A 12,977-nucleotide genomic window follows, 5' to 3' on the forward strand; every position below is an offset into this window, starting at 1 on the left:
TGAGAGAAGGCTATGAGTATTAAGGATCAGATCACTTCTGACATGCGCGACGCGATGCGCGCTCATGAGAAGGAAAAACTGAGTGCCTTGCGTATGCTTCTTTCTTCAATTAAACAGAAAGAAGTGGATGAGCAGATCGTTGCCGATGACGCCGTGCTCCAGCAGATTATCGCAAAGCTGATTAAGCAGAGAAATGACTCTGTTGAGCAGTACACTAAAGGCGGTCGTGAAGATTTGGCCGCAAAAGAGGCTGCAGAGATCGAGTTTTTTAAGGTCTACCTCCCGGCTCAGCTTTCAGATTCGGAACTCGAAGCCGTTATCGATGAGGTTCTGGCAGGCGCCGGACTCGGCGGAATGGCTGCGATGGGTAAGGCAATGGGCTTGGTGAAGCCCAAAGTCGCAGGCAAAGCTGATATGGGCAGAGTATCTGCCTTGATTAAAGCAAAGCTGACTCAGTAAGTCCGATCTCATAAATTAAAGCCTCGAAGGTTTTTACGCCGACGGGGCTTTTTGTTTTGTCAAAACGATAGGTTGCGGGCACGGTGCTCGGTAAAAATAGGAGTTTGAATTGATATCGCAGACCTTCATCCGAGAGCTTTTGGAACGGGCGGATATCTATGAAGTTGTGAACCGCCGAGTGCCGCTGCAGTCCAAGGGTGCAAACGGCTGGGCCTGCTGTCCTTTCCACAACGAGAAAAGCCCGAGCTTTTCAGTAAGCAGAGATAAGCAGATATTTCATTGCTTCGGCTGCGGAGAACACGGCAACGCGATCGGCTTCATTATGAAGTACGAGAATCTTCCGTTCCCGGACGCTGTGGAGAAGCTTGCCCAGGAATGCGGAGTGAAGGTTGTCTATGACGGTAAATCGACTTTCAACCGAAATCCGGAGAAACCGAGACTCACGGATATCATGGAAAGGGCTCAGAAGTATTACCGTAATCGCTTCCTGGACAATTCCGCGGCCCAAAAGTACATCAAAGACCGAGGACTGACAGATGAAACGCTTGAAAAATTCGGCATCGGTTTTGCGCCCGACGGCTGGCATAACCTTGACTCGGTCTTTTCCCCTGATGACAGAAAACTGCTGATCGATGCCGGGCTGCAAAGAGAAGGGAACGGCGGCAGTTTTTATGACTTCTTCAGAAACCGTCTGATGTTCCCGATCCGTAACATTCGCGGACAAATTATCGCCTTTAGCGCCCGAACCATGATTGGCGAGGAGCCTAAGTACATCAACACGGGCGACACCCCGATCTTTACTAAAGGCAAAGAAGTTTTCGGCCTCTACGAAGCGCGAAGAAGCATTCAGGAAAAGAAACGCGTCATTGTGGTTGAAGGTCAGATGGACGCCATTCAGCTTTCGCAGGCCGGCTTCGGGGAGTCCTGCGCTCCGTTGGGGACGGCGATACGATCCGAACATGTGGAACGTCTGCTGAAAATGACGGACCACATTATATTTTCTTTCGACGGCGACACGGCCGGTCGTAAGGCGGCGCTGCGCGCGATGGATATTTGTCTTCCGCTTCTGGAAGACGCTCAGAAAGCGGTGTTTGTCTTCCTGCCGGAAGGAGAAGATCCGGACAGCCTTGTGAAAAATCAGGGTCCGGAAGCGTTTGAGAAGCTGATATCTCAGGGCCTGCCTTTATCGAGTTATTTAATTGAATCGACCTCCCGAGGATTGGATTTGTCTATTCTTGAAGACAAGGGTGCTTTTCTCGATGCGGCCGCTCCTTATATTCGTAAAACAAAAAGCGTGCTGCTGCGCGACGGACTGATTGAACGAATTGCAACGGCTGCCGGATACAAAGATACAGATCAGCTGGCACGCTATTTCGGATTTGAAAAAGTCGCGCCGATCGCTCCGAGACCAAGCGGTTTCAGAAACGGCGCATCAGCCCGATTCGGCAAAGGCGGGTTCGGTGCGCGAAGATTCAATACCCCGAGTTCGGGTAAGACGCTTCCGCCTAAACCTGAGACACCGATCCTTGTGCTTTTGCGGAATTTTCTGCGCTATCCCCAACTCGCTCTGGAATTTGAGGGGGCTGCTACCGAGCATCTCAGTTCCGGAGAACTCGGACCGTCAGATAAAATTTTTAAGGTACTGCAGAAGATATGTCAGGAAGATGATAACGGCGATTCGCTTCTGTCTTCTCTTGGCGGACTTCCGTCTCCCTCAGAGGAGGAAGTGTTTGAATCCGAGATGGAGAAAATCAGAAATATTCTCCAGACACTCCTGCTTGCTGACGGCGAAGATAAGGATATTAAAAGCGCTTCTGAAAGAGGCAGAACTCTGCGCACACCTTTAAGTCTTGCTCGACTGGAAACCAAAAGAATATTTCTGCAGATTGAATTTGAAAAGGTGGAGCAGCAGCGAAAGGCGCTGTGTTCAGGTAATTCGCTGACACAGGAGCAGCGTCAGCTTTTCCAGTCACTGCTTGGCGTCAATAAGCAACTGAGCCAGGAAATAAGAGATACTGACAGAAAAATTAACGAGGAACTGACGTTTAGGACAAGGTAAAAAAATGGAGCTTGGTGTTCTCGGATTATTTATTGCAGTTCTGATTCTCTGTCTTGCGACAGGTTTTTCGATTGTATATGCGCTCTTGTTTGGCTTTTTGCTGTTTTTCCTTTTCGGCCTTCTGAAGGGTTCGTCGGCTAAGGTCCTTCTCAAGGCTTCGCTTGATAGTGTGAAGAAGGTTTCGACGATTATTATCGTCATGCTGTTAATTGGCGCATTAACGGCTTCGTGGAGAGCTTCCGGAACCGTCGCTCTTCTAGTGAGCTATGCGTCCGAAGTCGTGACGCCTCAGGTCTGCCTTTTTTCAACTTTTTTGCTTAATGCGCTTCTCAGTACACTCATTGGCACTTCCTTCGGTACGGCTGCCACCATGGGCGTGGTAACGATGACGATGTGCGTTTCCATGGGTGTTTCTCCTCTATGGGCCGGAGGCGCGGTCCTTGCCGGAGCCTTTACCGGAGATAGATGTTCTCCCGTGTCGACAAGCGCTCAGCTGGTTTGTTTGGTGACGTCGACGGACCTGTATAAGAATATGGCACTGATGGTCAAGACCGGTTGGCTCCCCTTTACGGTCAGCTCTCTGATTTACTTGGCAGTTGGTCTTTTCTCCGACACAAAGTCCGCTTCCGTTGATATTTCCTCCGTTTTGTCACGAGAGTTTGTTCTGAATTGGTATTTGCTGATTCCGGTTTTTGTCATGTTTGGGCTGGTCGCCCTGAAGAAGGATATCAAGATAACAATCGCCGCCTCGATTGCCGCTGCATCGGCTGTTTTTATGACAGTGCAGGGCGCCGACTGGATGAGCACGGCAAAGATGCTGGTTTACGGATATCAGTGCCGCGATGCGCAGGCCGGAAGCCTTATGGACGGAGGCGGGCTCGTATCGATGGTCCAGGTCTCGCTGATCATTATGGTTTCCTGCACCTATGCGGGGCTTTTTGAGCAGACCGGGCTTCTTAAGCATATCGAGGGGCTTGTCGCATCGCTTGCCGCACGAAGCGGAAAATACACAGCGATTGTTTTTACCGCATTTCTAACTGCGGCGATTTCCTGCAATCAAATGCTTGCGGTGATCCTTACAGAACAGCTTTGCAAAAAGATAGAACCGGATAGACAAAAGATGGCGATCAGTCTTGAAGATACTGCGATCGTGATTCCTCCGCTTCTGCCGTGGTCGATTGCCGGAGCGGTTCCGGTTGCGACAATCGGGGCTCCTCAGACCTGCGTGGTGACGGCGCTTTTTCTATTTCTTCTTCCCATTTTCGGGATTATTCGGCACAGTTTTTCACGAATAAGTGGAAGTACTAGTTGCAGGTAATGATACAATCGAGGCACCGATTTGTCGGTAACATTGTTTATACGCCCAGGAGATCGTGGAAAGATCGGAGGCGTTTAAAAGACACCGGATTGCTGAAGAGGTTAGAAGGGAAGATCGGCGAAAAGCGCCGCACTCTATGACGAAAGCCCATGCTCTTCTCGTTCCGGTTTTTCGTGCGAATAAATGTGAACCTGTGTAATGACGAAGTGCATTATAGGGGCTTTTGCGTTTCTTCAGCGCGAAATTTCATTTTGATGGGAACATCAAAAGGGTTGAACGATGGCAACTGCCAAAAAAACTACAACTGCAGTAAAAAAGACAGCAACAGCAAAAAAGACCGCTGTTGAGAAAGAAACCAAAACCGCTGCCGCAGCCGCGACAGTGAAGAAGACCGGCACTAAAGCTGCCGCAGCTAAAAAGGCTCCTGCCAAGACCGCCGCTGCTAAGACGAAAGCAGCTGCCGCAGCTCCGGCAGAGACGGTAAAGACCGAACCGGCCAAGAAGGCTCCGGCGGCTAAGAAAACAGCGGCCGCGAAAACGGCTTCTGCAGCCGCTAAGACAGAGCCCAAAACAACGGCAGCAAAGAAAACAGCCGCTGCAAAGAAAACTGCGGCCAAAACAGCCGAGGTAAAGGCTGAAACAGCAGCTCAAGAAAAACCTGCGGCTAAGAAACCTGCCGCAAAAAAGACAGCAGCGAAGAAAACAGCCGCAGCTGAGTCGAAGACAACGACAAAGAAGACGGCTGCGAAGAAAACTGCTGAAACAGAAGAAGCCGCAGCAGAGAAGGCAAAACCGGCAGCCAAAACAAAGGCCGCAGCTAAACCTGCCGCCAAACGCGGTCGTCCGGGTCGTAAGCCGAAACAGGAACACAAACACAATGAAGACGATTTAGTCGGCGATTCTGACGACGATTCTATTGATGAAGAAGTCGCCATTGCCGAGTCTTATGTTCCTCCCGCGTCGACTCGAGGCAGAGGCAAAGCCCGCGACAAAGCGATGAAAGAAGCTTTGAACCGCAGCTATGCCAATCACGTCGAAGACGACAAAGAAACTCGTCTGAACAAGTTAAAGGCTCTTATCCGTATGGGTAAGGAGCGTGGTTATCTGACTTACTCTGAAGTCAATGACCACATGCCGGACAACATCGTTGATTCCGATCAGATTGATTCAATTATTTCGACACTTGCCGACCTGGGTATTCAGGTTTATGAACAGGCTCCGACAGCGGATGATCTTCTGATCGGTGATTCTGTTCCGACAGCAAGCGACGATGCCGCTGAAGAAGAAGCGGAAGCCGCTCTTGCTACGGTGGACAGTGAATTTGGCCGTACAACCGACCCTGTCCGCATGTACATGCGTGAGATGGGCTCGGTTGAACTGCTGACCCGTGAAGGCGAAATCGAAATCGCTATGCGTATTGAGGATGGTCTGAAACACATGGTTCATGCGATTTCCGGCTGCCCGACAACCATTGTTGCGATATTGGAAGACGCGGAGAAGGTTCGCAACGGCACTATGCAGATTGATCAGATCGTTGACGGTCTGGTTGACGGTCTTGATGAAGAGGCCGGAGAGCAGGTTGCTGACGATGACGAAAGTACTGATATCGGCGCTTCCGGTATGACAGCCGGTCAGATCGACGAACTGAAGACGGTTGTGCTGGCTAAGCTTGATCACTGCAAAGAGCTTTATGATGACTTGAAGCGTGCTTACGAGGCTGAAGGCTATCGTTCACCGGCTTTCATCAAGGCTCAGGACGGAATTCAGGAAGAGCTCCTGTCGCTTCGTTTCACTGCCAATACGGTTGAACGTCTGTGCACGATGCTGAAGAATCAGGTAGAGACCGTTCGTAAGTACGAAAGCAGAATCTACGATGTTGTTGTCAATCGCGCCAAGATGCCCAGAGAGCTTTTCCTTAAGGAATTCCTGGAAAATGAAACCAATAAAGCCTGGACTCAGGCGATTGCCGACAGTGACAAGCCTTACGCAGCCGAAGTGAAGAGAAAGCTTCCTGAAATTCAGCAACTTCAGCAGCAGCTTGCGGATATTCAGAATTCTGTGACGCTTCCTCTGAAAGATCTGAAAGACGTCTATAACCAGATGGCGACCGGTGAAGCAAAAGCCCGCAAGGCAAAACGCGAGATGACGGAAGCCAACCTTCGTCTGGTGATTTCTATCGCGAAGAAGTACACCAACCGCGGTCTGCAGTTCCTGGATTTGATTCAGGAAGGCAACGTCGGTTTGATGAAAGCTGTTGACAAGTTTGAATATCGCCGCGGCTATAAGTTCTCAACTTATGCGACTTGGTGGATTCGTCAGGCGATTACGCGTTCTATTGCCGATCAGGCCAGAACGATTCGTATTCCTGTTCATATGATTGAGACAATTAACAAGATGAACAGAATTTCACGTCAGATTCTCCAGGAGACCGGTGTTGAGCCTGATCCTGCGGTTTTGGCTGAGAAGATGGATATGCCGGAGGACAAGATTCGAAAGATCCTGAAGATCGCAAAAGAACCGATTTCAATGGAAACGCCGATTGGTGATGATGAGGATTCTCATCTTGGTGATTTCATTGAAGACGTTGGAACCGTTGCGCCTGCGGAAGCCGCGCAGCAGTCCAGTCTTACCGAGATTACCAAAGAGGTTCTTGACTCCCTTACCCCGAGAGAGGCGAAGGTGCTGAGAATGCGTTTCGGCATTGAGATGAGCACGGATCACACCTTGGAAGAGGTGGGTAGACAGTTTGACGTGACTCGTGAGAGAATTCGTCAGATCGAGGCCAAGGCTTTGAGGAAACTGCGTCATCCGAGCAGATCTGATAAACTTAAGAGCTTCATGGAAGGCGGAAGCGATTCTTAACTTCCGGAAGGCCCTATAGCTCAGTTGGTTAGAGCAGGCGACTCATAATCGCTTGGTCACAGGTTCAAGTCCTGTTGGGGCCACCAAAACACCATAAACGAAAACAATAGAAAACAACGTAAACCAATATAAAAAACGATGAAAACCCCTGAAGATGCTACGTCTTCAGGGATTTTTTTATTGTTCTAAATTTTCAAAATAAACTAAAACAATAGAAAAAAATATAAAATTGTTTAGGGGAAATTTTGGGGGCAGAGAAATGAGGTTTACGGTTAAAGCGCTGGATTGTGAGCTGCCGAATGGGAAGTATACAGATGCAGCCTCTCCCGGTTTGTGTTTTCGAGTCCGAGGAAAATATCGTAACTGGATTTTTCGACGATATTGTTCGGGTAAAGCAAGAGAGGTTGCTCTCGGCTCATACCCTAAGGTTTCAATTGCTGAGGCACGAAAAAGCGCTGCTCAGCTCTCTGGTATGAACGACGAGGAATTTCTAGCGTTTATTGAAAGAAAAAAATCAACCGGAGAGTCTCCAACCAGACTTACATTCCGTCAAGCGGCAGAAAAATTCGCTGCCTGGAATATTGAAGTAGGGAATTGGCAGGAGTTGGATAAGGCTCATAAAGTTTTTAATGGCCGTATGCGAATGTATGTCTTTCCGGTGATAGGGGATTGTTTTCTGGATGAGGTAACGCCGGCATTGGTCGCTTCGATTGCTCAGCCGATTTGGCATATGCCGGATACGGTAGATCGCTGCTTGAGGTTTACCCGTCAAGTATTTAATTGGTCAATTGCTAAAAATTTAACTTCGATTTCCAATCCCGCAGATAGGACCGGCCCTCTTCAGTATTTGCTGCCACGAGAGAGACATGTCACTAAAAATCGAGGCGCTATCTCCGTTGCGGAGCTGCCGTCTCTTTTTCGCTGCATTTATGACCGTTTTGGAGATACTGCTTCAGGCCGTTGTTTCTTGTTTTCCGTACTCACCGCAACTCGCTCCGGAACTGCTCGTTTGGCAACGTGGGAGCAGATTGATTTTGAGAATCGAGAATGGGTTATTCCGCCTGAACAGTTGAAAATGTCTGAAAACGGTTCTCTCATCGTACCGCTTCCGGAAATTGTGATTAATTGGCTGGAAGGCTTCAAACCGGATAATGCGTCGGGACTGATCTTTCAAAATAGTTTGGGAAGAGCGTTGTCTGACAGTATGGTTTCCCGGCTTATTAAAGATTCAGGGAAGGACTGGATCGATGCAGCGCAGACCGCAAAGTTGGGAAAATCGGTACGACCAACCTTGCACGGTGTCGCCAGAGCAACCTTCAGAACGTGGGCTCAAGATGATTCTTTAGGAAACGATAGGCGCTTTGATCCAAGAATTGCAGAACTCTGTTTGCATCATAAGGTGAAGGACATTTATAACGGAGCGTACGAGAGAAACGAACACTTCAAGCGCCGCAGGGAAATGATGAACGAATGGGCAACTTATTGTTTCAAGAAAGTCTATGAGAGTCTGTAACAGACTAAAACAACAATATAAAACAATGGAAAACTAACTCATTGTGCATTGTGGCTTTGTTGTTTTCGTTCTTAAAAAAAGAGGAGGCATATGTACAAGGAGCAGACAGTGGCTCAAGTTGCGGCTTACTTCCTTTGGAAGGCGAAGCAACCGGTAAGGTACATTAACATTATGAAGTTTATGTACTTTTCCGAGCGAGAATTTCTTTTAAGTCATGGAAGCCGACTTACTGGGGATGAGCTTTTTTCATTACCGTGTGGGCCGGTTCTTTCCAACACTTTAGACAGATTCCACATAATAGATTTAGATCCTTACTGGTCAAAATGGATTGAATGCAATGCGCAAAACATGTTCTCTCTTAAGAAGGGGGACTTCACCATAAATTCTTTCGACCACTTAAGTGATGCTGCAATTAAGATCCTTGATAAGGTTTATGAGAAGTATGGTCACTATGATGCATTTGACTTAGTAGAGCTGACTCATACCACTGAACATTGCCCTGAGTGGCACCCCCCTGGGAAATTTAGGCTGCCGCTTAAAATTGAAGATATTTTGAGGAATCACGGTCGGGATCAACGACAAACAGACGCAATCATGAAATCCCTGCAAGAGCAGGATGAATATGACAAATTAATTGCTGATTTGGTCTCATGAGCTACACAACTTATGGAAAAGATTGGCCTAAAATTGTAAAAGGCCCCGCAGGGCCTTATTCTATGTCTACGCAGACATCTGCTGCTTTTCCCATTTGTCTAGGTCGCATCGTTTGAAACAACGAACGCCACCTCGTAAGAACGGGCGTGGAAAACCATAGTCTTTAGCGACAAATATCCGTTTTCCGTTGATTTTTCTAAAATAACCGCCAGCCACATAATTCTCAAGTGTGCTGACTGAGATTTGTAGGTATTTGGCGGCCTCAGGGAATGTGAGTTTTTCAATCATTTTTCGCCTCCGTCTTGTGGTCTTTTCTGCATTTTTCATGCGCCTGCAGCGTCGCCTTTAGATAGTATTGAAGATTTTTAGGGCCGCCCTGCCAGGCAACAGAGCCTTTTCCACATAATTCGGCTCCTGCTCGTTCAACTCGTTTCATCAGTCCCAGAATCCAGTAAGCATCTTGCTCCGTGATATAGATTCCACCGTCGGAAGACTTTTCGATGCGATCAGCCTCGCGGAACGCTTGGTCCAGGATGTTGCATGAGCCTTGAAACTCGTGGAGCATGCCTCCTCCGCTGAATCCGCCATCGCAGAAATCATGAAATCCGTGCCAGAGGCACTTCTGGATACGCACTGCATCCTGATCTGTACATTTAAAATTAACGATCATATTCGTCTCCCCAGACCGCATCGATGAGAACGTTTGCCTCGTTGATTGCGTCGAATAGTGCGTTGTGGTCGTTTTTGGCAGGCTCGTTTTTAATAAACAATTCGTCCTCCAGCGTGGCAATGTCTCTGATTTGCCAGAATCTCCATGGAGTCGGTCGATCGAATTTTTCAAACGCAGCGTCGAGAATCGGAAAATCAAACGACGGATGTTTGGCCCAAAAAAACTGACACTCTCCTCGTCTCACGGGAGTGCAGAACTCAATGAGGCCGTCCAGAGCATCTGCAATCTCGTGATTTTCACTGTTGTCGAGTATTTCCTCGAACTGCTGAGGATGCTGCGCTTGCCACCATTGCAGTGTCGCCGCCTCCAATGTGTTCAGTCCGATCCTCATGTTTGATCCGACAGAGGCAAAAAATTCGTTTTGTCTGGTTGCGATGCCGGACTCTACTCTGACAGCGCCAATTTGCAGGATTGGGCATCCAGGGCGCGTTCCGAGTGTCTCAATGTCGAGGACAAAATGAACAGATTTTTTATAGTCGCTGAGCATTGTTTTTCTCCAGTTCCGTTTTTATCTGACAGCCCTCAGTCATGAGACGATGAACGAGGGTGTTGACTGCTTCCAGCTCACTCTTCTCGTCTCTAAACGGGACGAGGACCCATAATTTCAGAACGAACTCGAGCGCTGCCAGAACGATGCCGGCCTCTCGTTCGCTGAGGATGAATGTGAATTTTTCGCCTGTTTTCATAATCAATTGCTTTATCTGGGAACCAAAAGAACTAATCGCAAGAAGGCGGATTCTTGATAAGCCCGAAGCTTTCTGCGATTTTTAACAATTTGGAGGCAGTGCTGTATGTGTCTCGCTCGTTACCTGCAGCCGCCCCTGTAACAAGCGCGGCAAAGATGCATTTCACAACCTCCAAATCCTCGGGAGAAAGATTTTTGTTGTTTTGTTTTAATGAGTCCTTGACCCTTTCAAAAATTCGATTGTTCCTATCCATAATTACCTCCGTGTGTTTTTATTGAGGAGTGCTGACGGCGCCACGGTTCATGTCTTTCAAAATATCCATGCACATGTTCCGCACAGCCTCCAATTCCAGCGGACTTGCCAGGAATGCAAACCGATTGTCATTGGCATCAACAAAATGAAGGACAGCAAAGCTCATCCCAGAGCCATCCGCTAGCTCCACCCTGCTGCCCTCTATCAGGTCAATAAGAGTAGTATCGGCAGGAAGATCGACTGATTGAGCGATGCTTTGTTTGACAGACAAGGTTTTACGAACGATTTCTGTGTTTATGCCCGTTATCTTCTGCCAGGCTTTGGATTTTTGTTCCATGCTTACCTCCGCATATTGCTGCCTAGTAACTGCAGCGTTTCACCAATGATTTGCGTTGAGTAGTGTGTCTGGCCGTTTGAATCCTCCCAACGGTCAGTTTTGAGGCGTCCCTCGACGTAACAGCTGGAGCCTTTCATCATGTATTGCTCTGCGATCTCGGCCAGTCGGCCGAAAAACGTCACTCGGTGCCATTCGGTTGATTCGACTCGCTCGTTCCGATCGTTTTTGCGGACGTGGGTGGTGGCCAGAGAAAATTTAGCGATTTTGGTTCCGGTTTTCAGGGTGTCGACATCTGGATCAGAGCCGAGGTTCCCGAGCAGAATGACTTTATTGACTGATGCCATTTTCTTCCTTGATTTCAGCTAGCGCTTTGAGAATTTCTGCTGCCAGAGTTTGTGCCTGAGCGCTGGTCAGAATCGTGATGAATTTCTGATCGCCCTCAGTTTGTTGGCTGATCAAACTCACAAATGAAACACTGAGCGATTGGTCGTCTGGCAGATTGATTGATACGTTGAGTTTTGCGACGGGTCCGGGGACTGCAGTTTTCAAGCTGTTTTCTGCGGCCATCTCCTCTATCGCATTGTTGAATATCTTGCTGAGCTTTGACATTTTTATTCCGGCATGTCATTCATTCGTTGCGAGAGGATGCGAACGCAGTCGCTCCAGAGCGTTCTGGTTGGCTGTGCATGCTGAGTTGTCATGCAGCATGTGCCGGCCCACGTCAGCAGCGTGCGGGCGGCCTCAGAAAACGCAATGGCCTGCGACTCTGAGAAGAAAATAAATACTGTGGTTTTTGATTGATTTTGCATAACGCACCTCGTGTTGAGATGCGTCTATGGTAATAGACTTTTTAAAGAATGTCTATTCAGATATACTTTTTTTTAAAATTACTTCAATTGTCTAAGGATGTTTATCGCAATTTGTTGCGAATCATCAGACAATTTTCTAATTACTTCACTGGCTTCTTCCGGAATTCCTCTCTGGATAGTGTCGTTGGTCGCTCTACCCTCGCCAAGAACTAACCAATATGGATCAACATCTAAAGCCCGGGCAACTTTTAACGCTACCTCTGCCGTAAAGGTTTTTGCAACGCCTTTCATGACATTTGAGATAGTGCCTCGAGTAATTCCCGCTCTTCTGGCCAATTCTGACTGAGAAAGTCCTCTGATAGCTAGTGCATAAGCAAGTCTTTCAGCAACAGTGTTCATACGGATAGTTTATTGATTGGATTGTGTATGAGGATGGACGAATCGACTTGACAAAGCGTGTCTATGCTCATATACAATTTATGTATGAGGAAAGAAAAAGCAATCGCAATTTTCAAAACAGGAGCCGCATTGGGCCGAGCGTTGGGTTTAACTCGTGGCGCAATTCATAACTGGCCTAATGAACTGACAACTCGTCAGCAGGACGAAGTTATCGGCGCAGCCATACGCCTCGGAAAAATCACGCCAGAACAGGCCTGGGAGTTGGTAAAAAACGATGAGAGACAAAGGGACAAACGAGGTCAGGGCGATGCTCACTGACGTAACGATGTCGGTTATTCGCCAGATCGTTTCAGACGATCCGGACCGATCACAGAACTCGATTATTCGAGACGTAATGGATGCGTGGGCAAAAAAACGAGTCATGAGAGACCTCCGTAAACGTGATGCCCTCAATTTACGCATTCAGGACTACGAACTCCACGGCGTCGACACGGCAACGTTACGGCATTTGTTGGGCGATTCCGGCAGAGGTAGAGATAGTTGCCGGAGTTTGCCGGACGATGCCGCACCAATGCCGTTGAGTCCGGCACATCGCCAGTAACAGAATCAAAACTAAATCCCTAGAGAAACATGAGACAAACAGCAGGCCGTTTCGGCAGACGAAAGCGAATCCGGAGAAAACGAATGACAGAAGAAGAAAGAACCCAAGCAGGCAGACGCTTAGAGAGGCAATTGCAGGAGCTGGATGCGCGTCGACTGGATCGCATCAATGGCTCGTATTCGTTAGAGCGCACGATGAAATTTTGCCTGGTGCTGCTTGTGCTGTTTATTGCTCTGAGCGCAGCGCTCGTTTATCTGGAGAGGTAGTTATGGATGAAATTTTTACCGTAATCGGAATT

Annotated in this window: 17 protein-coding genes and 1 tRNA gene; 9 read left to right on the forward strand and 9 right to left on the reverse strand. The window is 48.2% G+C overall.

Annotation, left to right across the window (positions count from 1 at the left end; genetic code table 11):
* Nucleotides 1–12: 12 nt before the first annotated feature.
* The 7 genes from NFR90_RS03245 to NFR90_RS03275 all read left to right on the forward strand — a co-directional run bounded on the left by NFR90_RS03245 (nucleotide 13) and on the right by NFR90_RS03275 (nucleotide 8,865).
* Nucleotides 13–459 carry a GatB/YqeY domain-containing protein gene (locus NFR90_RS03245; protein WP_251450673.1) on the forward strand — a complete coding sequence of 149 codons (447 nt, stop codon included), beginning with the start codon at nucleotides 13–15 and terminating at the stop codon, nucleotides 457–459.
* Between the two features lie 109 nt (nucleotides 460–568).
* Nucleotides 569–2,518: a DNA primase gene (dnaG, locus tag NFR90_RS03250; RefSeq protein ID WP_251450674.1), complete on the forward strand. Its 1,950-nt coding sequence runs from the start codon at nucleotides 569–571 to the stop codon at nucleotides 2,516–2,518.
* 4 nt (nucleotides 2,519–2,522) lie between these two features.
* Nucleotides 2,523–3,836 carry a Na+/H+ antiporter NhaC family protein gene (locus NFR90_RS03255; RefSeq protein WP_160336027.1) on the forward strand — a complete coding sequence of 438 codons (1,314 nt, stop codon included), beginning with the start codon at nucleotides 2,523–2,525 and terminating at the stop codon, nucleotides 3,834–3,836.
* A gap of 279 nt (nucleotides 3,837–4,115) precedes the next feature.
* Complete coding sequence (gene rpoD / locus NFR90_RS03260) at nucleotides 4,116–6,698, forward strand: RNA polymerase sigma factor RpoD (protein WP_251450676.1); 2,583 nt, start codon at nucleotides 4,116–4,118, stop codon at nucleotides 6,696–6,698.
* 9 nt (nucleotides 6,699–6,707) lie between these two features.
* Nucleotides 6,708–6,784, forward strand: a tRNA-Ile gene (locus NFR90_RS03265).
* 173 nt (nucleotides 6,785–6,957) lie between these two features.
* Nucleotides 6,958–8,211 (forward strand): tyrosine-type recombinase/integrase, encoded by a 1,254-nt coding sequence (locus NFR90_RS03270; RefSeq protein ID WP_251450678.1) that lies wholly within the window; start codon nucleotides 6,958–6,960, stop codon nucleotides 8,209–8,211.
* 108 nt (nucleotides 8,212–8,319) lie between these two features.
* Entirely contained in the window at nucleotides 8,320–8,865 is a 546-nt protein-coding gene (locus NFR90_RS03275; RefSeq protein ID WP_251450680.1) for a Panacea domain-containing protein, read from the forward strand.
* 66 nt (nucleotides 8,866–8,931) lie between these two features.
* Here NFR90_RS03275 and NFR90_RS03280 read toward each other — a convergent pair whose 3' ends face one another.
* From NFR90_RS03280 to NFR90_RS03320, 9 genes are all read right to left on the reverse strand, one after another.
* On the reverse strand, nucleotides 8,932–9,153 hold the full coding sequence (locus tag NFR90_RS03280) for a helix-turn-helix domain-containing protein (protein WP_160336022.1): 222 nt from the start codon (nucleotides 9,151–9,153) through the stop codon (nucleotides 8,932–8,934).
* Nucleotides 9,146–9,535, reverse strand: a complete 390-nt coding sequence (locus NFR90_RS03285; RefSeq protein WP_251450682.1) for a hypothetical protein — start codon at nucleotides 9,533–9,535, stop codon at nucleotides 9,146–9,148. The genes NFR90_RS03280 and NFR90_RS03285 overlap by 8 nt, the downstream gene beginning before the upstream one ends.
* On the reverse strand, nucleotides 9,525–10,082 hold the full coding sequence (locus NFR90_RS03290) for a 3'-5' exonuclease (RefSeq protein ID WP_251450684.1): 558 nt from the start codon (nucleotides 10,080–10,082) through the stop codon (nucleotides 9,525–9,527). The genes NFR90_RS03285 and NFR90_RS03290 overlap by 11 nt, the downstream gene beginning before the upstream one ends.
* Nucleotides 10,066–10,281 carry a hypothetical protein gene (locus NFR90_RS03295; RefSeq protein ID WP_251450686.1) on the reverse strand — a complete coding sequence of 72 codons (216 nt, stop codon included), beginning with the start codon at nucleotides 10,279–10,281 and terminating at the stop codon, nucleotides 10,066–10,068. The genes NFR90_RS03290 and NFR90_RS03295 overlap by 17 nt, the downstream gene beginning before the upstream one ends.
* 271 nt (nucleotides 10,282–10,552) lie before the next feature.
* Nucleotides 10,553–10,870 carry a hypothetical protein gene (locus NFR90_RS03300; protein WP_251450688.1) on the reverse strand — a complete coding sequence of 106 codons (318 nt, stop codon included), beginning with the start codon at nucleotides 10,868–10,870 and terminating at the stop codon, nucleotides 10,553–10,555.
* A 2-nt stretch (nucleotides 10,871–10,872) separates the two neighbouring features.
* Nucleotides 10,873–11,214: a single-stranded DNA-binding protein gene (locus NFR90_RS03305; protein WP_251450690.1), complete on the reverse strand. Its 342-nt coding sequence runs from the start codon at nucleotides 11,212–11,214 to the stop codon at nucleotides 10,873–10,875.
* Complete coding sequence (locus NFR90_RS03310) at nucleotides 11,198–11,479, reverse strand: hypothetical protein (protein WP_251450692.1); 282 nt, start codon at nucleotides 11,477–11,479, stop codon at nucleotides 11,198–11,200. The genes NFR90_RS03305 and NFR90_RS03310 overlap by 17 nt, the downstream gene beginning before the upstream one ends.
* A 2-nt stretch (nucleotides 11,480–11,481) precedes the next feature.
* Nucleotides 11,482–11,679, reverse strand: coding sequence for a hypothetical protein (locus NFR90_RS03315; RefSeq protein WP_251450694.1), 198 nt, complete (start codon nucleotides 11,677–11,679; stop codon nucleotides 11,482–11,484).
* Between the two features lie 78 nt (nucleotides 11,680–11,757).
* Nucleotides 11,758–12,078, reverse strand: a complete 321-nt coding sequence (locus NFR90_RS03320) for a helix-turn-helix domain-containing protein (RefSeq protein ID WP_251450696.1) — start codon at nucleotides 12,076–12,078, stop codon at nucleotides 11,758–11,760.
* A 129-nt stretch (nucleotides 12,079–12,207) separates the two neighbouring features.
* On the opposite strand from NFR90_RS03320, the gene NFR90_RS03325 reads away from it, so the two are divergent.
* The gene (locus tag NFR90_RS03325; protein ID WP_251450698.1) at nucleotides 12,208–12,396 is read left to right on the forward strand and encodes a hypothetical protein; all 189 of its coding nucleotides are present in this window, start codon (nucleotides 12,208–12,210) and stop codon (nucleotides 12,394–12,396) included.
* Between the two features lie 366 nt (nucleotides 12,397–12,762).
* A complete protein-coding gene (locus tag NFR90_RS03330) occupies nucleotides 12,763–12,945 on the forward strand; it encodes a hypothetical protein (RefSeq protein WP_251450701.1) in 183 nt (60 codons plus the stop codon).
* Nucleotides 12,946–12,977 lie beyond the last annotated feature (32 nt).

Source organism: Parasutterella muris (genome assembly GCF_943193095.1).
Taxonomy (GTDB): domain Bacteria; phylum Pseudomonadota; class Gammaproteobacteria; order Burkholderiales; family Burkholderiaceae_F; genus Parasutterella; species Parasutterella muris.